We start from the raw sequence: 20,918 nt of genomic DNA on the forward strand, positions 1-20,918 counted from the left end.
GAAACCATGAAAATACTGTATGACAACTTATCGGCATCGTGCAGCAAAAAGACAACACAGCTATACAGCACCTCGTTTTCGCTGGGTATCTATTTTCTCAAACCCTCATTAAGAGCACCTATTTACGCCATTTATGGTTTTGTAAGACTGGCGGATGAAATAGTCGACAGCTTCCACGATTACGACAAGGAAGCGATGATGCAGGAAATCCGGGTCGCGACGGTGGATGCGATCAGCAGAGGGATCAGTATCAATCCGATCCTGAACAGCTTCCAGCACGTGGTCAACAAATACCAGATAGAATGGGAGCTTATCGATACTTTTTTGAGGAGTATGGAAATGGATTTGCAGAAAAAGGAACATACGCGGGACACTTTCAGTGAATATGTGCTCGGGTCTGCCGAAGTGGTCGGGTTAATGTGCCTCCGGGTATTTGCAGAAGGGAATGATGCCATTTTCCAGGAGCTGAAACCTTATGCGATGAAACTGGGCGCGGCTTTCCAGAAAGTCAATTTCCTGCGTGACCTCAAAGCAGATTACCAGGACCTGGGCAGGACGTATTTCCCGGAAGTGAACTTCGATCATTTTTCGATAAAGGACAAGGAAATCATTCAGGCTGAGATCCAGGAAGATTTTGACAATGCACTGATCGGTATCAAAAAACTGCCCGGCGGCGCTAGAAGAGGCGTTTATCTTGCCTATTATTATTACAAAAAACTGTTTATACGAATAAAGGAAACGCCGGCTGAAAAAGTCATGAACGCGCGGATCAGGATCCCGGACTATGACAAGCTGGGCCTGATGTTTCGTTCACTTGTAAGGCACCAGTTTGACCTGTTGTGACGTTCTAAATGTGTATGTCACGCGAATTATCGCCCTGAAACCCGTTAATAATATGAGTGATCAAGTAGTTCTGGTAAATGAAGAAGACGAGGCCGTGGGCCTGATGCCCAAGCTGGAAGCGCACCAGAAAGGAATGCTCCACCGCGCTTTTTCTGTTTTTATATTTAATTCAAAAGGCGAAATGCTGCTGCAACGGCGGGCTTTTGGCAAATATCATTCGGAAGGATTGTGGTCAAATACCTGTTGCAGCCACCCTTTTCCTGACGAATCCACGCACCACGCTGCGGTACGCAGGTTGCAGGAAGAAATGGGCATTGCAACGGATCTCAATTTCCTATTTACTTTCCAATATCACGCTGCGCTAGAAAATGGCCTGACCGAAAACGAACTTGATCACGTTTTTTGGGGAGTATCAGACGAAGAGCCTTCTATCAATACAGAAGAAGTTTGTGACTATAAATATCTCAAAATGAGTGAGATCAAAGCAAATATTGACCAAAACCCGACACATTACACCGAGTGGCTCAAAATTTGCTTTAACAAGGTTTTTGACAAGATTAAGCTTAAAAAATAACCGCCCCTGACCGGGCTCAACTGATATTATGCCAGTCTGGATTACGAATACATTAATTGTCACGGCGGCATTCATAGGAATGGAATGCGTCGCCTGGCTCGCCCATAAGTACTTGATGCACGGCTTTTTATGGTTTTTACACCACGATCACCACCAGCGCGACGACGGTGATTTTTTTGAGAAAAACGACTATTTCTTCGTCATTTTCGCAACACCCGGTATTTTGTTTCTGACGATCGGACTGAACCAGGATTTTAATTATCTGTTTTGGATCGGGCTGGGCATTACCATTTACGGTTTCACGTATTTCATCATACACGATGTATTTATCCACCAGCGGTTCCGGGTTTTCAGGAATACCGATTCGGTGTATTTGCGGGCGATCCGGCGGGCGCATAAAATGCACCACAAACATTTGGGAAAGCATGAAGGCGAATGTTTCGGAATGCTTTGGGTACCATTGAAGTATTTCAGAGAGGCGAAGAAAACGGCGGCGAGATGAGTTCGTTGTATTTGTTAATAGACCTCGCATCCATTTCCGTCCCGGTTATCGCATCTTTTCACCCTAAAATTGGTCTGAGCAAGCATTGGCCGATTTTGTGGCCTGCTATCCTGATAGCTGCATTACCGTTCATCCTTTGGGACAGCTTTTTTACGCAGATCGGCGTTTGGGGATTTACACCCAAATACCTGGTGGGAGTTTACCTGCTCGGCCTACCTATTGAAGAGATATTGTTTTTCATCTGCATTCCCTACGCCTGCATTTTTACCTATTATACCTTTCGCGTTTTCCTTGGACTAGAATACAGGATCCGCGCCGAAAACTTTGTAATCTGGCTGTTCATCGTAGTTTCGGGAATTTCAGCGATCGTTTTTTACGACAGAGCATACACATTCTCGACCTCCATACTACTCTTTTTCTTTCTGTTATATTTAAAATTTTCAGCAAAACCCAAGTGGCTGAGCCTGTTTTTATATTCGCACATGTTCCTGCTGATTCCTTTTATCGTCGTAAATGGAATTCTCACCGGAACCGGTCTCGACGAGCCGATCGTGTGGTATAACGACGCTGAAAATGTAGGTGTGCGCTTCCTGACCATTCCTGTGGAAGATCTTTTTTACGGCATGCTTATGCTGCTTTTGAATACGTTTCTGTTTGAAAAGCTCCTTGCCAGACGCGCTGTAATAGCCCAGTTAAGTTAGAATGGTTTCCCGTGGGTAAGCGTTACGAGCTTATTGAGAAGTTTCGGGGTTTTATCTAATAGCCGCAATGCAAGATCGGTCGTCGTTTCCTTTCCAAACAGGTTTTGAAGGTAATACCCTGCTGTAATGCGTTTGCTGAATGCATTATTCCACGCCCGCTGATAATTTGTACTCAGCGATTCTCTGGATTGTTTTTGGTGTAAATGCAGTGCGATTTCCTTCGCGAGCAAATAAGAAGCGTGCATGCCCAAACTCATTCCATTTCCACAAAGCGGCGTAATTGAACCGGCTGCGTCGCCCAGCAAAAATATCCCGTCGCTTTCGGTTGCTTTTTTTTCGAAGTTGATATTGCTGATCACGAGCGGCTGCGTATTCACAAACTCCGATTCCTGAAATATCCTTTTCAAATGAGGGTTTTTAAAAAGAATCCGTTCTTCCATCGCCCTGATATCCTTGCTGTTTTCCTGCAAATTTCGGGAAGTGGTCAGGTAGCAGAGACAATACTGGTTTCCATCGACTTTTGAAATACCGCAATACCCGTCGCGAAAATTATGCAGCTCGATCCGGTTCGCGGGGAGATCACTGTGCACGTGGTACTTCACGCCAATGTAGTTTTGAGCAGGTTTTGTGGAAGTGTTTTTGATAAATTGCGGGGTATACTTTCCGTAACTGCCGCATACCAAACGCGCTTTGAAAGTACCCGAACTTGTGGTAACAGAATATTCTCCGCCGGTGCTCGAAACGTCGGATACCTTACAATTTTCTTTTATCAAGACCCCCTTCTGAGCAGCGATGACACTCAGCTGGTGATCCAAAGTGTAGCGGCTGATCCCAAAACCGCCCGATTGCAGCGCATGTTCCAGCATAAAGCCACGCGACGAACTGATTCCCAGCTGATTGATAAAGGGAATATTCAGAGAATCGAAAGGAAGACCCAGCCTTTTCAGAAAATCAAAGCTTTCCATCGATATATACTCGCCGCAGACCTTATTGAAAGGATATCTGTTTTTCTCAAATAAAATCACTGAAAAACCCTCATCGGCGAGTTGTATAGCCAGGCAAAGGCCCGCCAGCCCGCCACCTACTATACCACAATCGTACACCTCAGTCCGCGTTTCCATATACGATCACTTCATGCCGGAATGCCCACTTATTGCGGACCGAGAAATGCCCGGCGCCAGCTTCCCGAATAATGGAGGTCCACTCTTTCTTTTTGAAACCCCTTAATACTGAAAGGGGCGCGTCGTTTTTCACCAGGTAAGATTTTGAGAAAAAACGGGTCAGGTATTTAATAGAATAATGAGCCAAAGCATTGCGTTCGAGATCGTTAATCACAAGGATAGCCTTATTTTTCAATGCAAAACCCACTAATTCGGCCAACTCGCTATTGCTGAGGTGATGACAAAAGAGACAGGCATGAATAATATCAACCTGCCCGATGTGTGAAAACAAGTTGCGGTAATCGTCGCAAATCAGCCTGACGTTGCTGTCTTTTAGGTTATTAGTCGCATACTCGATACATACCGGCTTGATATCAATACCACACAAATCGAGATCGAAACCCGCTTTCCGGTTCCATTCGGCGATTCTTTTGAGCGTATCTCCACCGCCGCAGCCAATATCCGCCAATTTGTAGGATTTCCCTTTCTCTAATACACTCTTCAGGGCATCGAAGGAGATCGCATAGCCTCCCAGCCAGTGATTAATAAAATCGAGTTCTTTCAGATTTTCGAAAAGGTCAGCGGCTGGAATATCATCCCGGTCAAGCAATTCCTTTTCCGCGCTCCTGACCTCAAACATATTGTAGCTGCATTGTTTCAATGCTCAATCCCGGACCGAATGCCGCCGAGAATATCCGGTCGCCCTGATGTTCCGGCTTCGCTTTTTCCAACACTTCTTTTAATACAAACAGAACCGTCGGCGAGGACATATTGCCGTAATCCTTCAAAATCTGGTAGGTATGTGCGAGCGCGCATTTGTCAAGTCCGAGCGCAAGTGCAAAATCATCCACGATCCTCTTCCCGCCCGGATGTATCGCCCAGTGTTTGTAACCATCCACACTCAGCTTCACCGCCCGCAGCATCGGCTCGATATTCTTGCTGATCAGATCAGGCACATAGGAAGACAAATTCATAATAAAACCCGTTTCCGAGAGCCGCCACGCCATATCTGAATAACCGTTATGCAGTACCATCGAGTTGAAAGATTCAATGCTGACACTATGCAGGTATTGTTCAGAAGGCTGCGCAGTTACCAGCGCCGCCACCGATCCGTCGCCGAAAAGCAGGTTGGATAGCAGGTAGTCGTCGTTATATTGTTTTTGAAAATGAATGGTACAGAGCTCTGTGCACACTACCAGCACCTTGGCTTTTGGGGTTGTGCGACAAATGGTATCGGCCTGTTTCAAAGCAATGATCGCCGCATTGCAGCCCATAAAATTGACACTGCTCCGCTGAATGGAAGGCGGCAGATTTAGCTCCCGCATCAGTTCCACATCCAGCCCAGGCGCAAACAAGCCCGTACATGTTACCGTGATCAAATGTGTAATTTGACCTTTTATCTGCTCAAATCCTCTGATCTTATTGACTGCCTGCAAGGAAAGTTTTGTGGCGTGTTCCTGGTAAAGCTGCATGCGGCGGCCCAGTCCGGGCTCGGGTAGCAAGTCAGCCGATTTATTAAAAAATTCGTATTGCTCCGGTTGTTTGTCAAAATCTGCGATGACAGAATACCGTGTTTCGATCCCCGTTTTACCCGCTACTACCTTGATCTTCCTTTTGGTGATCAAATCGTCGGTCGATCCCGAATAAAATGAAGCTAATGTTTCCTGCGAATAACGATGGTCCGGAACGGCGGTCTCAATTGCTGATATATAACTCAAAGGAATCCTGTTAATAATAATTAATATGATGAAACAACTATTCATGCAGATCGCCGCCACCCAGTTCATCCGCATCGTGTTCCTGAAATTAGCCTCTCCCCTATCCTTTTTTACCAGATAAAACCAATATCCGAAGTATACGACGATCGGTAAGAAAAACACCTGGACAATGAAAAAAATCATTCCAAGTTTGTTGGTCGTAAAATACAAATAATAAAAGCTATTGCAGAGCAAAAACATCAGCGCAGTAAACACGAATGTACCAATGTAGCCTAGCTTATAGCTCAGCGTAACGATCCCGTCTTTTAAGTCTTGCCGGTGCTGATAAACCTGCGTGAGCGGATAAGCACCCGCGATCTGAAATGAGCAGCCCAATAGCACGTACCAGTTTGCGGGACTCATTTCCAGCACCTTTCCGGAAATGCCGACGATCGACATATAATAGGTAAACGCGCCCTGAAAAAACACGACTGTGAGAAAACCCGCGTAAGGATATTTCTTCAACCGTATTTGCCGGGAACTGTAAGCCCGCGACGCAGCAATATATAAGATCAGACAAACTGCAAACAATGTATTTACGAAGAGAAGCGCCAATAAGATTGAGGCAGCGTCCATTAAAACGGTCAGATAAAACAAATCCTTCGTAGGCAGTGGCGGTTTTTCAAGTCCGCCAATACTTTCCTCGTCCCGGTCGACGAAACTGTTGTAACCGTTACTAGCCGGATATACAAGCAGATGAATGATCAAAAACGCCCAGAGCGCCTGCCGATGCACCACCGTTTCTGCCTGGCTGTACGCAAACAGAAAAAGCGGCATCAAAAAGAACGAGAATGGGATTCTCAGGAGCTTAATGGTATTACCATGAATGAGCATGGCCTAATTTAGTAAGAAAACGAGGTTCTAGATAGCGAGGAGAAATTTTTAGAAAACTATTCGGAAATTAGAAAACAAAAGCCCCACAGAGAACTCCTTCTCTGTGGGGCTTTTGACAGCTCGAAATAGGTTATTGCGGCGTAAGGTTGCCCTCCTTCACTTCGCCAAAGATAGTATTGCCATTAGCAAGCTTCGCGTAAGCTCTGTAAAAAATGGATTCGGCATCGGTCTGAAGATCGATCTTTTTAGACTTTATATCCAGTGAAGCAGGCAATGCAAAAATTTCTTTATCATCCGATTCAGTAGGAACGATATCATTTGCACCAAACTGCACAACTTTGTACAGTGTGCCATACTCAGTAACCGCTACCTGACCCAGTTTATTGAACTTGACTTTAAAAGTCACATTATTACTACCCACATTCAATTCTAAAGTCTGTATCTCCGGAAGTTCGGGGGTGTTTGGCACCACATGATCTGCGCAGGAGAAAGCCATTAAAAAGATCGATAGAAATAGGCAAAGTGAGAGACTTGTAGTCTTAATTGTCCAGTTTTTGTTTTTCATAACAGTGATTTTATTTACGTTTTCCGGCAATTTATATCAATGCATTACGAAGGTAGAAGCCTGGCTCGTTTGTAATTATCCTCCGGCAAATAGTGGATTATTTATCGGATATTTTCCTGGGAAGTCCCCAAGTGATCCGTTTCAACAGAACCATCAGTCGAAAATCACATGGTTCAGAACTATCAGCGAAATACATCTGTAAATACAGTACTTTATACAGAAAGTTAATACATTTGCTGAACAATATTCAGACAAACACAATATTGAGCGAATATGAGCCCGGCTGAGTTTACACTTGACAAAACAGATCTGAATATCCTGCGGCTGATGCAGGAAAATGCGCGGATTACCAATGCAGATCTGGCGAGGGAGCTTGAAATGGCGCCTTCCGCTGTTTTGGAGCGGGTCAAGAAATTGGAACAGAAGAATGTGATCGTACAGTACACAACCCGGATCAATCCCGCGGCATTGCAGCAAAGTCTGCTCGCGTTCATTTCAGTCAGATCATCCGAAGGAATGGGCAGCAATGATACGGCGAAAGAATTTGCAAAAATCCCCGAAGTACAGGAAGTGCACCACATTGCCGGCGAGGATTGCTACCTCGTGAAAGTGCGCACAACCGACTCCGCGTCGCTGATGGAATTAATGCGTAACTCTTTCAGCAAAATCCCGAAAATCTTATCTACACGCACTACGATCGTCCTCGAAACTGTCAAAGAAGAACAATTATTAGTCATTCCAGAAAAATAAACGATCATGCAAACGGACAACAAAACTCCTTCCACAACCCTGGTTGTATTGGCTTTTGCCACAGTTTACATTGTATGGGGCTCGACCTATTTCTTCATTCAAAAAGCCCTCGAAGGCCTGCCTCCGTTCTTTCTGGGCGCATTCCGCTTTCTGATCGCGGGCATGATCATGCTGGCGTGGAGTTTGGCAAGGGGTGAAAAGGTATTTTCGCTCAAAGTCATCAAACCGGCAATCGTGACGGGCTTGCTGTTACTTTTTGTAGGAAATGGCGTAGTGATCTGGGTAGAACAGTTTCTGCCGAGTGCGATGGTGGCAATTATGGTATCATCGTCGCCGCTCTGGTTTGTGTTGCTCGACAAGCCGAAATGGTCGGAGAACCTGACAAACCGTTCCACGATCATTGGGCTGCTGATCGGTTTTGCGGGGGTGATATTATTGTTTTATGAGAAAATCCTGGCGTCGATGTCGTCGCTTAACAGCTCGCGCGACTTATTTGCGATGTTCCTGGTGGTTCTTGGATCGATGGCTTGGGCTGGTGGTTCCTTGTATTCGAAATACCAGTCGGGGACTGATTCTGCCACTGTCAATTCCACCTGGCAGATGTTTGCTGCCGGCTTTGCATTCATTCCCGGGGTATTTTTCACGGGTGAATTGAAAAATTTTGATCCTGCTGCTGTGCCCGCCGGCGCGTGGGGTGCGGTCGTTTACCTGATCATTTTCGGGTCGATCCTCGGATTCAGTGCTTATGTGTGGCTTTTAAAAGTCCAGCCTGCCACCAAGGTAAGTACCTATGCATACGTCAATCCGGTCGTAGCGGTGTTATTAGGGATATTTTTTGCCAAAGAAAGCATTAGTCCGTTACAGATCTCGGGCCTGATCGTGATCCTGGGCAGCGTCTTGTTGATCAATCTTCACAAATACCGGAAACCAAAAACGCTGGCTACGAATGCTGCCTGAAAAAGGCCGGTACTCCAAATAGTATTCAGTAACAAAGATCCATATCTGCGACTCTTTCTACTCTGGAAATATCGCGGTTGCGGCGGATCAGAAGCATAATTTGCTCAAAATCAATTAGTCGGGATACTCCGAAAGCGATGATCCCGACAAATATTTTCCCTTTACTTCTGAAATCCAGGCGCTTGATCTTCGCGCCGTTTACTGACTCTACTGTGGAGGTTATCTTATGAAGGCTCACGGCGTCGCGGTAAATGATACGCAACAGGAAAACGTCATTCATTTTTGTTAGTTTATTTAAACAGTGGCTAGTTGTAATGCACCCTGCCGCGCCACCCTGACGGACCCGTAAATGCCGGCCAGGGTTTCTACGATTTGGTCTACCTCCTTGAATGTGTTGAATTTGCTGAATGAAAATCGCACGTTCTCCTTTTCACTCTGACAGGGTAATGCCGCGATCACGTGTGAAGTACCGAGACTCGAACATGCACTTCCGCCGGAAACCGCAATACCGGCCTCGTCAAGCAGTTCTACTATATTGCCGCCAGGCAAACAAGTAAAAGATACACTCACGACGTTTGGAAGGCTGTTTTCCGAAGACCGGCTTTCTCCGTTGTAGCAAACTCCCTCAATGCCGCTGATCGCCAGTTTCGAGATCAGATATTGTTTCAATTTTCCGACTTTCGCCTGGCTCTCTTCATGGTTTTTGCAGGCCACTTCCAGCGCCCTTGCCAGTCCTACAATCCCGATTACATTCTCCGTACCGCCGCGCTGCCCTTTTTCCTGACCGCCTCCGTGGATTTGCGGCGCTATTTTGTGTTTCTTGTTAATATAAAGAAAACCCACTCCTTTAGGCCCGTGAAACTTGTGTGCGGATCCCACGATAAAGTCGATTTCCAGGTCACTGAGGTCGAAAACGACCTTTCCTATTGTTTGGGTAGTGTCTGAATGAAAGATCGCATCATACCGTTTTGCCAGCTTGCTGATTGCCTCGATATTGGTGATATTACCGATCTCATTATTTGCATGCATTAAGCTGATCAAAGACTGTGGATTAGCTCGCAAAAGGTTTTCCAGATGATAGGTATCTACATTTCCGCGTTCGTCCAGCCGCACGTAGCTTATCTCAATATCCCCTTCTTTTTCATGCTGCCGCAAAGTTTGCAAAACAGCTTTATGCTCAATCCGGCTCGTAATAACGTGACTGATTTCATAGGCTTTGATCGCACCGGTCAATGCGAGATTGTTGGCTTCCGTAGCGCCCGAAGTGAAATAGATTTCTCCGGGATTGGCGCCAAGCAGACCAGCAACGGTCCGGCGGGCACTTTCAACACCTTCTTTGGCCTTTCTCCCTGCCCAGTGGGTAGAAGAAGGATTACCGTAATCTTCTGATAGATAAGGAATAATGGCGTCGATCACTTCGGGATCAAGCGCGGTGGTAGCGGCATTGTCACAATAGATTTTCATACTCTTTTTCTGTCTTTTCGGTAAAACATAGTTTTCATCCGGCGACCGATAACGTCACAAAAGCGCATCGAAATTTCCAGCAAAGACAACAGGCTTTCGGCTCAGCTGCGTCGCATTCGGTCACTTTTCACTTCCCTTGTAATCCGGTGGTTGGATTTCAGATTTATCAATAGAATTAGGTTGGGGCACCTTAAAAAGTCTTAGGTTGCCAGAAGATCATAGAGCCTAACCTCTCCCTTCCTTCTTTATAAATCTAGTAATTCGATAGACAAAGATGATATAAAGAATCCGATTGTCCAAATGCTGGCTGCAAAAAATCCGCAAAAAATTTATCAACTTACATTCCGGCAATGCATTCGCCACATTCCTGAATCCAAATCAACCTAATCATTTACCTGATGCTCAATAAAATATCTCCATTCCTGATGTTTGAAGGCCGTGCGGAAGAGGCTATCAATCTCTATATCTCGTTGTTCGAAAATTCGTCGATCGATTCGCTGGTAAGGCGCGGCCCCGGCGACTTTGAAGGGAAGATCCTGCATGCAGCATTTACTTTGAACGGACAGAGTTACATGGCGTCGGACAGTGATATCAAGCATGATTTCACATTTACGCCCTCTACTTCCTTTTTTGTAAACTGCGAAAGCGAAGAGGAAATAGACCGGTTATATGCGGAATTGTCCAAAGACGGCGGAGTGCTGATGCCTTTGGACAATTACGGTTTTGGTAAAAAATTCGCCTGGATCAACGACCGTTTCGGTGTGAGCTGGCAGATCAGCCTGCCTTAGGGGGCAACTGACGCAGTAATGGGGTAACCTTTTTTGAGCAACGCCGAAAGTTCACCGACTGTGATTACATAGTTCGTATCCTTTGCGAGATTGGTAAACTCGTTCGGGTCTTTTTCGTGATCGTATAGCTCCACGCCCGCCTTTCCTCCGTCCCATTCGGTATACCGAAAGCGCTCGGTACGCACACTGCGGCCAAATATCTGGCCACGCCTTACCTGCGTATAAGCTGGCTTCGTCCAACGTGCGACCGGATTTTTAAGCAGCGGGGCCAGACTTTCGCCCTGTAATTTCTGCCCCGGATCCAGTCCGCAAAGCTCGGCGAGCGTTGGATAAATATCGACCAGCTCGACGGTCCTTCCTGAAGATTTCCCCTTCGACTGACCGGGCGCAGAGATAATGAGTGGCACGCGCGCCGAGTTTTCAAACAGACTCTGCTTCATCCATTGTCCATGCTGGCCTACATTATAACCGTGATCGCTCCACAGCACAATTATGGTTTTGTCGGTCAGTTTAAGTTTATCCAATGCATCCAAAACGCGGCCTACCTGCGCGTCCATGAATGAAATTGTCGCATAGTAAGCGCGTAACGCTTCCCGGCGCTGCGCCTCGTCGAGGCCCCAATGTGGCGGTTTTGTAAATATGGCAGCCTCGGGAATATCGTCGAGGTCGCCCGGGATTTCTTTTGGCAGCGGGATATTGGCCAGAGGATATTGGTCAAAATATTTCTGCGGCGCCACATAAGGGGAATGCGGCCGGTAAAATCCTACCGCCAGGAAAAAAGGCTCGTCTTTATGCGCTCCGAGCAGTTTGATCGCCTCGGTCGCGACCATTCCGTCCGTTTGCTCTTCGTCTGTTCCCTCGGTGGCGCGCCACGCCAATGCACTTCCAAGTCCACGATCCGGCGTTAGATTTTTGACCAGGGCTTCTTCGGTTTTGTCCCTGCCTTTCGGATTTACTTTGTGGTCCCACGAAATCGGATCATCCAATCCGTCGGTACCGATTTGCCCGGGTACTCCATAATGATATATTTTCCCGACGCGGGCACTGTAATATTTATTGTTCTTAAAAAGCTGCGGTAAGGTGACGATATCAGGCAGGTTCTGCCGGAAATGCGTTCGCAGTTCGTAAATCTTAGTCACGTCAGGACGCTGGCCCGTCAATAGCGACGACCTGCTGGGACTGCAAAGTGGAAATTGCGTATAAGCCCGGTCAAACTTCACGCCTCTTCTGGCGAGCCGGTCAATGTTCGGGGATTTCACAAATGTGTTGCCATAAGCCCCCAGGTCTGTGTTGAGATCGTCCACCGCAATAAAAAGCACATTGTATTTCGCCTTCTGCTGTGCTTTGACAAAACTACCATAGAAAGCTACTGACACAAAAACTAACACCGTAAGAATATGTCTCGCTGCGTTCATTTGACCATTTTAAAAATATTCACTCATTCACTCATTCACTCATTCACTCATTCAATCATTCAATCATTCAATCATTCAATCATTCAATCACTTCCCACTCTTCGCCTTTTCATAATCATAAAACCACTTGAAAGTCTTGTCATAATCCTCGGCTCCTACCCGCTTGTACCAGGCGTCGTATTTCGCTACCAGCTTTTGGGCTATTTCCGGTTGTTTTTCAAACTGATCGTGCAGTTCCGAGCGGTCTTTTTCAACATCGTATAACTGCCATTTCTCAGTTTTTTCAGCGACAAGTTTCCAATTCCCGTCACGGATCGCGCGGTTGCCTTCGTGTTCCCAGAATATCGGATTTTTTCGGTTAACAGGCTTCCCGGTAAATGCCGGTCGCAAGCTCGCGCCTTCAAGTGGCTGAATAGGTTTTCCGGCGAATTCAGTCGGGTACTTGGCGCCGCCCAGGTCGACGAGCGTTGCCATGATATCGATGATATGTGCCGGCTGCTTTTCAAACTTTCCGTTGCTGGAAGCCGGAATACCAGCCGGCCACGAAATGATGCCCGGAGAAGAAATGCCGCCTTCATGCGTGTGGTGCTTATATGCCCAGAAAGGTGTACAAGCAGCTTCCGCCCAGCCCTGTCCAAGGAATACAGTTGATTGTGAATCGCCCGGCTTCGTTCCTTCATACCTTCCTTCCATGCCCGGCTCCGCATTTCCGCCATTATCAGACACAAACAAAATTACAGTATCGTCAAAAACGCCGCGCTGTTTCAAACCTGCCACGAGGTCGCCAATGCTTTTATCCAACCTGTAAATCACAGCCGCATAAATCGCCATCATATCATCGTAACGTTTCTTATCCTCCTCGCTCAGACTATCCCATTTTGGTATGTTTGGATTAGAAGGCGGCAGTTTCCATGACGGATCGATCAGCCCGAGTTTGATCTGCTTTTCATAACGTTCCTGCCTCAATTTCTCCCAACCTTTCAAATATTTCCCCCGGAACCTGGCAATATCCTCTTCTGGCGCCTGCAATGGAAAGTGCGGCGCATTATGGGCCAGATATAACATAAACGGTTTTTTCTCTTTGGCCGCCTCGTCGATGAAGCGCAAACCGAAATCCGTCCACAAATCGGTCGAATACCAGTTTTTAGGCAGCTTTTCGGAATCGTTAGCGAGCTCTTCGCCGTTCAGGAACACTTTCGCATTTTTTCCATCACCATAATAAAACCCGCCCGCCGGTGCATTTAGCGAGCGATCAAAACCGCGTTTCCAGGGTACAGTACCGTGCGGCTGTCCCACGTGCCATTTTCCAGTCATTACAGTGAAATAACCCGCGCTTTTCATTACCTCAGCGATCGTCACACTTTTATCATTCAACTGGCCGCGGTAAGCCGGGTGGTCAGCGCCTTTGTCGTCCATCATGTGGCCGATCCCCGCCTGGTGACTGTAAACTCCGGTGAGCAATGCGGCCCTCGTCGGGCAGCAGCGGGCGGTGTTGTAAAAACTCGTAAGCCGCACGCCGTTTGCTGCAAGTTTGTCGAGATTCGGCGTAGGTATCTCACTTCCGTAGCAGCCCAGATCCGCATAACCGAGGTCGTCGGCCAGAATTACAATCACATTTGGCTTTTTCTGAGCATACGCACCGGAAGCGAATAGTGAAACGAAAACAAAGATTTTGAATAGTTTTTTCATAAGAATGGTTACTGATACTAAAATTATTTACCGGCAGCAGCCGAAAATTCGGGGTTCAGTTTGGAAGGAACCGGCGCATTCGTTTCTGTTTTCCAGGCGTCTAGTTTGTCTTTCAACTCTTTCGCCTTGGCTGGGTTTGACTTCGAGATGTCTTTCGTTTCACCGATGTCCTCGCGAATGTTGTACATCTCAACCCGACCGTCTTCGTAAAATTCGTGAAGCTTGAAATCTCCTGACCGGATCGTGCTCGTTGGCCGCGTCCGAAATGCATCTTTATTCGTTTTATCTCCTTTATAGGCTTCGAGGTAAGCCGGAAAATGCCAGAAGATATCCCGCTGCTTTGCATGCTTTTGTATCAATAGCGGCACCAGGCTCTGACCGTCAACTTTCTCGTTTAGTGGCTTTTCAATACCTGCTATTTCCAGGAATGTCGGGTAAAAATCGATACCGATAACCGGCGTATCAATCACTGACCCCGGCTTGGTCTTACCTGGCCATTTAACGATCAGCGGAACGCGCACGCCGCCTTCATAAAGCATTCCTTTGGAACCACGCAACGGATATTGCTTCGTTACTGCGCCCATTCCGCCGTTATCAGAAAAGAAAACGACCAGCGTATTTTTGTCAAGATTTAAAGTCTCAAGTTGTTTCAAAACCCGTCCTATTCCCTCGTCTGCACTTTGTATCATCGCAGCATAAGTCGGGTTGTTGTGGGAAGCGTCGCCTTTTTTTGTCTTGTATTTACTGATAATATCAGCTTTCGCTTCAATTGGCGTGTGGACTGCGAAATACGACAGATACAGAAAAAAGGGCTTTTCCTTATTGGAATCCAGGAATTTGACAGCTTCATCTGTCAGCCGGTCGGTCAGGTATTCGCCTTCGTTTCCGGAAGTAATACCTTCGTGCGGGGACTCTTTGCCCTGTTTATTATACGGGTAAAAATAGGAACTGGTGCCCGGCGTGCCGCCTGTTACGTGATCAAAACCCTGACTGTGTGCATCCGCTTTTTGATTTTTACCGCCTAATTGCCACTTCCCGATCAGCCCGGTGCTGTATCCGGCGTTTTTCAGCTCCTCGGCAATTGTGACAAATGAAGAAGCGAGAACTGTCTTATTCTCGACAGGAATCAGTTTTCTGTCCGTAGTTTCGCCACGCTCGGACGTACCGACGGTGTAAATACCGTGGCGCGGCGTATATTTTCCGGTCATGAGAGAGGCCCGGCTTGGCGCGCAGTTTGGCCCGACGGAATATGCCTGGCTGAAACGCATTCCCTGGCCGGCAAGTCTGTCGATGTTCGGCGTTTCGTAATATTTACTGCCCGCAGAACTCAGGTCAGTCCAGCCCCAATCATCCACCAGAATAAAAAGGATATTAGGTTTTTGCTGCGTTGTTTGTGTCTCTTTACCCGCATTCTTCACAATACTTTCCCCCGCTCCCTGCGCATAAGATTCATGGAACAATCCCGCCAGCAAAATAAGAATGGATACATATTTCCTCATTGCACAGAATAGTGAGATTTTGAATAAGAAATGCTATTTAAGATAAAATCCGACACCCTCCTGCTTCAACGCTATCATATATACGTCACGAACGGAAGTGCCGGATTTTCATTGATATTATTTTCGAAGCACGCTTTCCAGTTTTTCCTTGTCACCAACCAGGCGGCCGGCTTCACCTTTCAGGTAGCCAAAAGCATGAAGATCCTTTTCTGCATTTTCGGCAACCCAAAGCAAGAATTTTTTCGCCTCCGCATTGGTATTCTGTTTGTCGATTGAAAAGTGAATGTACTCGATCGGCACATTTTTCACTTTCTGATTTTCCAGACTGGCGATCAATGCATCGCGGCTGTCAAGTGCTTTTTCTTCTTTCGAGACTTTTCCATTTCCATCCAGATCGACCGGGATGATCGTCAAACCCTCCGCAGGTTTGCCGGAGGCAGAATCATAAGCCAGCCCGATTGTGGTATAGGTTACGCCCGTTTCGTCTTTCAGCAATGCTTTGATCAAATGTTCATCCGCACCGGCAATGCTTTTCCCTTTGATGTTCTGCTGCTCATAACCAAAGTATTTCGCGAAAGTTACAGGCGCCCCGGCTTTTTGCAAGCGCGTATAAACGGTGTAGTTCTCAGGAAGTGTTTTGTCTTTTTCGGCATAAATATCATGGAAGAACAGCTGCTTGTAAGTCTTCTCAGTCAGTCCCTTTTCACCATATTCCTTTGCAAATGCCGACTTTGCATTCGCGACAGGCAGCAGTGCGTAACGTCCCAGCGAAACATATTCACGCTTTTCCTTCGATTCCTTGTCCTGTTCATAAGCTTCAATGAGCAGGTCGTATTTCTGCGGATCCGTAATGGTCCTGGTCTCAATCCTGATATTTGCCTGCGGATTAACAGCCTTGTAGTCTCCTATCCATTTCTCAACCAATGGATAAGCGAAACGTACCCCGGTAATTACGACTTCATTGGATGTTTGTCCGAAGCCCGGCGTATTCAATACGAATAGCCCGAATACTGCAACTATTGATTTTGCAATTCTCATGATATTTTCAATATGTGAGTGAAAGACGGTCCGCTGATGCAAACCGGTTAGAAGTAGGAGTCAGAAAGCGCAGTAGCTTACTTCACCAGGCAACAACAGGCCAGCCTTGTCGGCATTTGACTTGAAATGACCACCATAGTCGCAGGAGTACTTTCCGAAGAAATTGGATTCATCGATATCATAAGTTAATAATGAATGATAAATGCTTATCCCGGCTGGTGGTTAACGAGGATAATCTACTAATTTGATAGACAAAGTAAATTTAAAGAAAATGAAATAGCAAGGAGAATCGGATTTTTTCAGGAAAAATGAGAAAACAGGGTTTCTACCAGCTCACTCTCAGACCTTCCGCCGCGTATGCATGAATACTATTATCACCCGTAACCAATGTGTATTGGCTTGAAATCGCCTGCCAGATTAACATCCGATCGAAGGGATCTTTGTGATGGATTGGAGAGAGATTGTGGTAAGTGCTCGCGGTTACGTATTGAAGGTCAATAATTTGAAATCCGGTTGCCAGACATGCTTGTGGAAAAAGCTCAGGACGATAGTTGGAGATCGTCAGCTTTCCCAGCGAGAATTTCAGCGATATCTCCCAAAAACTGATTGCACTTACGAAAATATTGTTGTTAGAATCCGATAAAATCCGGCTTGCAGTTTTCGATAATTTTTCCGGCGCAGTGAGTGCCCAGATGATAGTGTGTGTATCCAGTAAGTAATTCATAAGCCGAGAAACTCCTCCTCCGTCATTTTGAAGTCCTCTGCGAAAACTACCTCTACATCCTTCTTTAAAATGCCTAGCTTTCTTGGGTGGGCTGGCGTTTCGCCTGGAACAAGCATCGCTTTCACCTCTTTTTTTCTCCCAAAAGTGATGCCGATTTTCTCGCCCTGCTCAACTTCTTTCAATACTTTCGAAAATTGAGCCTTAAATTCTCCTACGCTCATTGTTCTCATTGTCAGATCAGGTTAGATCATAAAGATAACTAATCTTGACAAGTTGTCAAGTTCGATCCTATTCTACCCGCTTGGTCAGCGCATTGAGCTCTGTGTCAGTCGGTGTCGCGGAAGGTACGCCGCCTTTTGGAATTTCGCCTTTGGCCGACCACACAATCGCATTCAATACCAGCTTCCTGAAACTATCATTTTGCCAGTTTTTATGCATGTGTCCGCCCGTAAAGCCAAATCCACGGCCGCCGTCTGGCCGGTCCAATGCCCAGGCGAGCGTTTGCAGTTCCTTTTTTTCCAGTACCGCCTCGCGGACATATTTGTTATTGGAATGCGTTCCGTCAGGCTGCTTCAAAGTTTCTTCCGGCGGCAAAGCCTGTAAAATAGGTGTGATATTTTTCATTCCGTCTGCAAATCGCAAGTGATAATACCACTCATCGACAATAGAAAATGGCTTCACGCCACTCGAAATGGGATGGTCCGGGTAGCTGGCGAACTTCGCCTCCCAGACCGGATTGACAGACCAGTTAGTCTCAAAATAGCCTCCGATCCACTTGATGAACTGATTTCCTGCATTACCCTTTGGCACTTCCAGTGAAAAGTGCAGAAACACCAGTCCCACTCCTTTACTGGTGAGCCGGTTAACCTGCTCCGCGTGCAGAAACGCCATGTGATCGTCGCCGCCCCCATCCGAATAAATGACTATTGCGTCGGCATCGTCGAGTATAGTCGGATCTTTCGGCCAGCCGTTTCGTACAATGATCGCATTCACGCCGGGCACGCTATCGTTGATTGCTTTTGCAAGTAATGTACAGCCACCGTTATGCTCGTGCTCTCCTTTTCCATGACTATCGGGGCCGGAAATGAAAACGATCTTCTTCTCACCTGCCGCTGCTTTGGAATCCTGCGCACTTACGCCGCCCGCACTGAGAAACAGTATTAAAAGAACCAGGATATTTTTCATGGTCGGTTTATTTAAAGGTCGACTATCCTATATCAGTCCAGCCTGATTTCAAAAGAATCACTGTCGCCGGTCTCCTGCACAGACAATGCCAAACCTTCGGCGCGGTGTTCACGCAAATAATTTTCTACCGCCAGGATCGCGTCATTTTCCGAAGCTGCTCCGGTTACCGAAAGTGTTACACCCTTTGCTAGTTTACCCGACGAATCTTTGTTTTCAATAGTTGCCATATTTGATAGTTTTAGATCAATTTACTTCTAACACAAATTGTGCCAGTATTGAGTTGACTTTTACTTTTAACAAAGAAGGCCGACCTGTAATGGGTCGGCCTTCTTTCTATACTAATACTAATTCGGTATTATTTTCTAGGTACAGTACCTGTGCCAGTTCCGCCAGTACTTGATGGAGTTGTGGTGCTACCAGGAACAGTTGACGACGGTTGGATCGTGCCACTAGGAACGGTTGTAGGTTCTGTTGAATTTGTTCTTGGAACGTTACTTCCAGGAGCTGTAGTGCTTCCAGGTACTGTGCTCGAAGGCTGGGTAGTCGATCCTGGTACCGATGAAGGTTGGGTCGATGTACGAGGTACAGTACTTGAAGGTTGTGTTGATGTACCAGGAGTAGTTGTTCCTGCTGGCATATTTGTTCTTTCAGGCACCGTTCCAGGGGGTACAGACGGCGTTGTGGTACCTGGTGTAGTTGTCGACGCAGGTTGCTGCGTTGTACGACCCGGCTGAGTTGTAGTGCTTCCCGGCTGAGTTCCGCCTGGCAAAGTCGATGGCTGTACGGTACTTCCAGGTACTGTCCTAGGCTGTGTAGAAGAGCCTGGTGTAGTGCTGGAAGGCGAACTAGACGGCGTAGTGCTCGAAGGCGACGTGCTTGACGGTGATGTACTCGATGGTGTAGTCGTTTGAGCAAATGCAACTGTTGATCCCAACAATGCTAAGCCTAACAGGTTCAATTTTAGCGATTTCATAACGTTCTATGTTTGTTGATAACTTTATATTAATAAGCAATTGCCCGCTAATCATAAAAGATCGTACCAGAATACATCAACTGCGCCACAGCTCTGTATGCGCGCATACTATTAAGTCTGCAAATGCGCATTACCCCAAAGTATGTCTTAAATACCCCTCCTTTTAGACTAGTTTACCCACTGTATCTATCAGAAATTAAAGAGAGATTTGTTTAAAAATGAGAAAATCATGGAAAAACTGGCAACATCGAATGAAGCCGTATTAGGTATCTCCCGCCCGATCGTGGACCGGGGGACGTGGATAAAGGCAAGGGTCGCACTGATGAATGAGGAAAAGGAACTCAGCAAAATGGCTGATAGCCTGGCCGAGAAGCGTCGCAATCTGCCCTGGGTACGCGTAGATAAGGACTATATTTTCGAAACAACGGAAGGTCCGAAAAACCTCTCTGACCTATTTAACGGTAACAGTCAACTGTTTATATACCATTTTATGTTTGCGCCGGAATGGGAAGAAGGTTGCCCCGGCTGCTCTTTCATGGCGGATCATCTCGACGGGCCGAACCTGCATATTCCGCACCATGACGTTTCCATAGTGGTTGTGTCCCGGGCGCCCATGTCGAAAATTTTGCCTTTTAAGAAACGAATGGGTTGGCAATTTCCGTGGGTATCTTCGTTTGGAAGTGATTTCAATTACGACTACAATGTCTCCTTTACCGAAGAGCAAATCAAATCGGGCAATGTTTACTATAACTACGAGATATTGCCGCACGACGCAGACACCGAATCACCAGGCGCAAGTGTGTTCTATAAAGATGAAAATGGTGACATCTTCCACACTTATTCTGCATATGCCCGCGGTCTTGATATTTTACTGACCGCCCATAATATCCTGGATATGTCGGCCAAAGGCAGAAATGAAGATGGTACCATGGACTGGATGCGGCATCATGACAAGTACGAAGATTTCAAAGGGAAAACAGAGAGCTGCTGTCACTAGTTATGCAGATTCCCCCGTTTTGAGCGGGGGAATTCCTTCCACAAGAAAGAAAATATCTTCAGTGCCTTCGGTAGAATCATTTCACAGCCAGTTCCTCAGAAGGAAGAAAGATATATTTATCTCTCAAAAACGCAGCAATCCAAACCAGCGCCAGCGGAGTAATTGCATTCAATGGGCTGGCGTGGGAAAGCTCGGTGGCCAATGCGCCGGCGAAGTAACAGGTCAGTAAAATGAAACCCATCTTCATTGTTTTGGGGTAAAGAAATAAAGCAGTAAAGCCGATTTCCATCAACCCAAGCGTGACAGTATGATCGGCAACTCCCATTTTGCTCATTGTGGCGACTACTTCATCGGATCCCATTAGTTTCATAACGCCGCTGAATACGACCATTGCCGATGCGAGCGCAGTGACTACAATTGTGATAATTTTCTTTGCTTTCATAATGATGTTTTTTTTGAACAAAAGTAATTACCTTTACTAACCATTTATTAGTAGTATACAA

24 protein-coding genes and 1 riboswitch are annotated in these 20,918 nt (G+C 46.5%); of the genes, 9 read left to right on the forward strand and 15 right to left on the reverse strand.

Annotated elements, in window-relative coordinates:
• Positions 1 to 6 precede the first annotated feature (6 nt).
• From KOD92_RS02055 to KOD92_RS02070, 4 genes are read left to right on the forward strand one after another with little or no spacing between them, the layout of a single operon-like run.
• The gene (locus KOD92_RS02055) at positions 7 to 843 is read left to right on the forward strand and encodes a phytoene/squalene synthase family protein (RefSeq protein WP_215231856.1); all 837 of its coding nucleotides are present in this window, start codon (positions 7 to 9) and stop codon (positions 841 to 843) included.
• A 52-nt stretch (positions 844 to 895) separates the two neighbouring features.
• Complete coding sequence (gene idi, locus KOD92_RS02060) at positions 896 to 1,417, forward strand: isopentenyl-diphosphate Delta-isomerase (protein WP_215231857.1); 522 nt, start codon at positions 896 to 898, stop codon at positions 1,415 to 1,417.
• Positions 1,418 to 1,445: 28 nt separating this feature from the next.
• Positions 1,446 to 1,919 (forward strand): sterol desaturase family protein, encoded by a 474-nt coding sequence (locus tag KOD92_RS02065; RefSeq protein WP_215231858.1) that lies wholly within the window; start codon positions 1,446 to 1,448, stop codon positions 1,917 to 1,919.
• The gene (locus KOD92_RS02070) at positions 1,853 to 2,620 is read left to right on the forward strand and encodes a lycopene cyclase domain-containing protein (protein WP_229254484.1); all 768 of its coding nucleotides are present in this window, start codon (positions 1,853 to 1,855) and stop codon (positions 2,618 to 2,620) included. Before KOD92_RS02065 ends, KOD92_RS02070 begins: the two co-directional genes overlap by 67 nt.
• On the opposite strand, the gene KOD92_RS02075 is transcribed toward KOD92_RS02070, so the two are convergent.
• The 4 genes from KOD92_RS02075 to KOD92_RS02090 all read right to left on the reverse strand — a co-directional run bounded on the left by KOD92_RS02075 (position 2,617) and on the right by KOD92_RS02090 (position 6,936).
• Complete coding sequence (locus tag KOD92_RS02075; RefSeq protein WP_215231859.1) at positions 2,617 to 3,741, reverse strand: NAD(P)/FAD-dependent oxidoreductase; 1,125 nt, start codon at positions 3,739 to 3,741, stop codon at positions 2,617 to 2,619. The two genes, KOD92_RS02070 and KOD92_RS02075, sit on opposite strands and share 4 nt — an antisense overlap.
• The gene (locus KOD92_RS02080; RefSeq protein WP_215231860.1) at positions 3,725 to 4,420 is read right to left on the reverse strand and encodes a methyltransferase domain-containing protein; all 696 of its coding nucleotides are present in this window, start codon (positions 4,418 to 4,420) and stop codon (positions 3,725 to 3,727) included. Before KOD92_RS02080 ends, KOD92_RS02075 begins: the two co-directional genes overlap by 17 nt.
• Positions 4,413 to 6,371, reverse strand: a complete 1,959-nt coding sequence (locus KOD92_RS02085; protein WP_215231861.1) for a UbiA family prenyltransferase — start codon at positions 6,369 to 6,371, stop codon at positions 4,413 to 4,415. Before KOD92_RS02085 ends, KOD92_RS02080 begins: the two co-directional genes overlap by 8 nt.
• A gap of 130 nt (positions 6,372 to 6,501) precedes the next feature.
• The gene (locus tag KOD92_RS02090) at positions 6,502 to 6,936 is read right to left on the reverse strand and encodes a hypothetical protein (protein WP_215231862.1); all 435 of its coding nucleotides are present in this window, start codon (positions 6,934 to 6,936) and stop codon (positions 6,502 to 6,504) included.
• Between the two features lie 273 nt (positions 6,937 to 7,209).
• Here KOD92_RS02090 and KOD92_RS02095 point away from each other — a divergent pair, with 273 nt between their 5' ends.
• Together KOD92_RS02095 and KOD92_RS02100 are read left to right on the forward strand one after the other, a co-directional pair.
• Complete coding sequence (locus KOD92_RS02095) at positions 7,210 to 7,686, forward strand: Lrp/AsnC family transcriptional regulator (protein WP_215231863.1); 477 nt, start codon at positions 7,210 to 7,212, stop codon at positions 7,684 to 7,686.
• 6 nt (positions 7,687 to 7,692) lie between these two features.
• On the forward strand, positions 7,693 to 8,643 hold the full coding sequence (locus KOD92_RS02100; RefSeq protein ID WP_215231864.1) for an EamA family transporter: 951 nt from the start codon (positions 7,693 to 7,695) through the stop codon (positions 8,641 to 8,643).
• A gap of 25 nt (positions 8,644 to 8,668) precedes the next feature.
• Here KOD92_RS02100 and KOD92_RS02105 read toward each other — a convergent pair whose 3' ends face one another.
• Both KOD92_RS02105 and KOD92_RS02110 read right to left on the reverse strand, forming a co-directional pair.
• Complete coding sequence (locus KOD92_RS02105) at positions 8,669 to 8,923, reverse strand: hypothetical protein (protein WP_215231865.1); 255 nt, start codon at positions 8,921 to 8,923, stop codon at positions 8,669 to 8,671.
• A gap of 14 nt (positions 8,924 to 8,937) precedes the next feature.
• On the reverse strand, positions 8,938 to 10,107 hold the full coding sequence (locus KOD92_RS02110; RefSeq protein ID WP_215231866.1) for a cysteine desulfurase family protein: 1,170 nt from the start codon (positions 10,105 to 10,107) through the stop codon (positions 8,938 to 8,940).
• Between the two features lie 160 nt (positions 10,108 to 10,267).
• Positions 10,268 to 10,361, reverse strand: a riboswitch (SAM riboswitch).
• Positions 10,362 to 10,505: 144 nt separating this feature from the next.
• Here KOD92_RS02110 and KOD92_RS02115 point away from each other — a divergent pair.
• Positions 10,506 to 10,895 carry a VOC family protein gene (locus tag KOD92_RS02115; protein ID WP_215231867.1) on the forward strand — a complete coding sequence of 130 codons (390 nt, stop codon included), beginning with the start codon at positions 10,506 to 10,508 and terminating at the stop codon, positions 10,893 to 10,895.
• Here KOD92_RS02115 and KOD92_RS02120 read toward each other — a convergent pair.
• From KOD92_RS02120 to KOD92_RS02155, 8 genes are all read right to left on the reverse strand, one after another.
• Positions 10,892 to 12,310 carry a sulfatase gene (locus KOD92_RS02120; RefSeq protein WP_215231868.1) on the reverse strand — a complete coding sequence of 473 codons (1,419 nt, stop codon included), beginning with the start codon at positions 12,308 to 12,310 and terminating at the stop codon, positions 10,892 to 10,894. The genes KOD92_RS02115 and KOD92_RS02120 overlap by 4 nt on opposite strands.
• An 87-nt stretch (positions 12,311 to 12,397) precedes the next feature.
• Positions 12,398 to 13,999 (reverse strand): arylsulfatase, encoded by a 1,602-nt coding sequence (locus KOD92_RS02125; RefSeq protein WP_229254485.1) that lies wholly within the window; start codon positions 13,997 to 13,999, stop codon positions 12,398 to 12,400.
• 23 nt (positions 14,000 to 14,022) lie between these two features.
• Complete coding sequence (locus tag KOD92_RS02130; protein ID WP_215231869.1) at positions 14,023 to 15,498, reverse strand: sulfatase; 1,476 nt, start codon at positions 15,496 to 15,498, stop codon at positions 14,023 to 14,025.
• A gap of 117 nt (positions 15,499 to 15,615) precedes the next feature.
• Positions 15,616 to 16,536 carry a substrate-binding domain-containing protein gene (locus KOD92_RS02135; protein WP_215231870.1) on the reverse strand — a complete coding sequence of 307 codons (921 nt, stop codon included), beginning with the start codon at positions 16,534 to 16,536 and terminating at the stop codon, positions 15,616 to 15,618.
• Between the two features lie 325 nt (positions 16,537 to 16,861).
• A complete protein-coding gene (locus KOD92_RS02140) occupies positions 16,862 to 17,260 on the reverse strand; it encodes a type II toxin-antitoxin system VapC family toxin (RefSeq protein ID WP_215231871.1) in 399 nt (132 codons plus the stop codon).
• The gene (locus tag KOD92_RS02145; RefSeq protein ID WP_215231872.1) at positions 17,257 to 17,490 is read right to left on the reverse strand and encodes a type II toxin-antitoxin system Phd/YefM family antitoxin; all 234 of its coding nucleotides are present in this window, start codon (positions 17,488 to 17,490) and stop codon (positions 17,257 to 17,259) included. The genes KOD92_RS02140 and KOD92_RS02145 overlap by 4 nt, the downstream gene beginning before the upstream one ends.
• Positions 17,491 to 17,548: 58 nt before the next feature.
• On the reverse strand, positions 17,549 to 18,445 hold the full coding sequence (locus KOD92_RS02150; RefSeq protein ID WP_215231873.1) for a ThuA domain-containing protein: 897 nt from the start codon (positions 18,443 to 18,445) through the stop codon (positions 17,549 to 17,551).
• A gap of 32 nt (positions 18,446 to 18,477) precedes the next feature.
• Positions 18,478 to 18,672: a hypothetical protein gene (locus tag KOD92_RS02155; RefSeq protein WP_215231874.1), complete on the reverse strand. Its 195-nt coding sequence runs from the start codon at positions 18,670 to 18,672 to the stop codon at positions 18,478 to 18,480.
• Positions 18,673 to 18,822: 150 nt separating this feature from the next.
• Between KOD92_RS02155 and KOD92_RS02160 the strand changes: the two genes are divergently transcribed.
• Both KOD92_RS02160 and KOD92_RS02165 read left to right on the forward strand, forming a co-directional pair.
• Positions 18,823 to 19,179 carry a hypothetical protein gene (locus tag KOD92_RS02160; protein ID WP_215231875.1) on the forward strand — a complete coding sequence of 119 codons (357 nt, stop codon included), beginning with the start codon at positions 18,823 to 18,825 and terminating at the stop codon, positions 19,177 to 19,179.
• A 468-nt stretch (positions 19,180 to 19,647) separates the two neighbouring features.
• Complete coding sequence (locus KOD92_RS02165) at positions 19,648 to 20,415, forward strand: DUF899 domain-containing protein (RefSeq protein ID WP_215231876.1); 768 nt, start codon at positions 19,648 to 19,650, stop codon at positions 20,413 to 20,415.
• A gap of 76 nt (positions 20,416 to 20,491) precedes the next feature.
• Here KOD92_RS02165 and KOD92_RS02170 read toward each other — a convergent pair whose 3' ends face one another.
• Complete coding sequence (locus tag KOD92_RS02170; RefSeq protein ID WP_215231877.1) at positions 20,492 to 20,857, reverse strand: DoxX family protein; 366 nt, start codon at positions 20,855 to 20,857, stop codon at positions 20,492 to 20,494.
• Between the last annotated feature and the right edge of the window lie 61 nt (positions 20,858 to 20,918).

This window comes from Dyadobacter linearis (assembly GCF_907165045.1).
In the GTDB taxonomy this organism is placed as follows: Bacteria; Bacteroidota; Bacteroidia; order Cytophagales; family Spirosomataceae; genus Dyadobacter; species Dyadobacter linearis.

Coding starts and splice junctions, on each gene's coding strand:
- KOD92_RS02055 (WP_215231856.1), top strand. CDS start 7: ATGAAAATACTGTATGACAACTTATCGGCATCGTGCAGCAAAAAGACA.
- idi (WP_215231857.1), top strand. CDS start 896: ATGAGTGATCAAGTAGTTCTGGTAAATGAAGAAGACGAGGCCGTGGGC.
- KOD92_RS02065 (WP_215231858.1), top strand. CDS start 1,446: ATGCCAGTCTGGATTACGAATACATTAATTGTCACGGCGGCATTCATA.
- KOD92_RS02070 (WP_229254484.1), top strand. CDS start 1,853: ATGTTTCGGAATGCTTTGGGTACCATTGAAGTATTTCAGAGAGGCGAA.
- KOD92_RS02075 (WP_215231859.1), bottom strand. CDS start 3,741: ATGGAAACGCGGACTGAGGTGTACGATTGTGGTATAGTAGGTGGCGGG.
- KOD92_RS02080 (WP_215231860.1), bottom strand. CDS start 4,420: ATGTTTGAGGTCAGGAGCGCGGAAAAGGAATTGCTTGACCGGGATGAT.
- KOD92_RS02085 (WP_215231861.1), bottom strand. CDS start 6,371: ATGCTCATTCATGGTAATACCATTAAGCTCCTGAGAATCCCATTCTCG.
- KOD92_RS02090 (WP_215231862.1), bottom strand. CDS start 6,936: ATGAAAAACAAAAACTGGACAATTAAGACTACAAGTCTCTCACTTTGC.
- KOD92_RS02095 (WP_215231863.1), top strand. CDS start 7,210: ATGAGCCCGGCTGAGTTTACACTTGACAAAACAGATCTGAATATCCTG.
- KOD92_RS02100 (WP_215231864.1), top strand. CDS start 7,693: ATGCAAACGGACAACAAAACTCCTTCCACAACCCTGGTTGTATTGGCT.
- KOD92_RS02105 (WP_215231865.1), bottom strand. CDS start 8,923: ATGAATGACGTTTTCCTGTTGCGTATCATTTACCGCGACGCCGTGAGC.
- KOD92_RS02110 (WP_215231866.1), bottom strand. CDS start 10,107: ATGAAAATCTATTGTGACAATGCCGCTACCACCGCGCTTGATCCCGAA.
- KOD92_RS02115 (WP_215231867.1), top strand. CDS start 10,506: ATGCTCAATAAAATATCTCCATTCCTGATGTTTGAAGGCCGTGCGGAA.
- KOD92_RS02120 (WP_215231868.1), bottom strand. CDS start 12,310: ATGAACGCAGCGAGACATATTCTTACGGTGTTAGTTTTTGTGTCAGTA.
- KOD92_RS02125 (WP_229254485.1), bottom strand. CDS start 13,999: ATGAAAAAACTATTCAAAATCTTTGTTTTCGTTTCACTATTCGCTTCC.
- KOD92_RS02130 (WP_215231869.1), bottom strand. CDS start 15,498: ATGAGGAAATATGTATCCATTCTTATTTTGCTGGCGGGATTGTTCCAT.
- KOD92_RS02135 (WP_215231870.1), bottom strand. CDS start 16,536: ATGAGAATTGCAAAATCAATAGTTGCAGTATTCGGGCTATTCGTATTG.
- KOD92_RS02140 (WP_215231871.1), bottom strand. CDS start 17,260: ATGAATTACTTACTGGATACACACACTATCATCTGGGCACTCACTGCG.
- KOD92_RS02145 (WP_215231872.1), bottom strand. CDS start 17,490: ATGAGAACAATGAGCGTAGGAGAATTTAAGGCTCAATTTTCGAAAGTA.
- KOD92_RS02150 (WP_215231873.1), bottom strand. CDS start 18,445: ATGAAAAATATCCTGGTTCTTTTAATACTGTTTCTCAGTGCGGGCGGC.
- KOD92_RS02155 (WP_215231874.1), bottom strand. CDS start 18,672: ATGGCAACTATTGAAAACAAAGATTCGTCGGGTAAACTAGCAAAGGGT.
- KOD92_RS02165 (WP_215231876.1), top strand. CDS start 19,648: ATGGAAAAACTGGCAACATCGAATGAAGCCGTATTAGGTATCTCCCGC.
- KOD92_RS02170 (WP_215231877.1), bottom strand. CDS start 20,857: ATGAAAGCAAAGAAAATTATCACAATTGTAGTCACTGCGCTCGCATCG.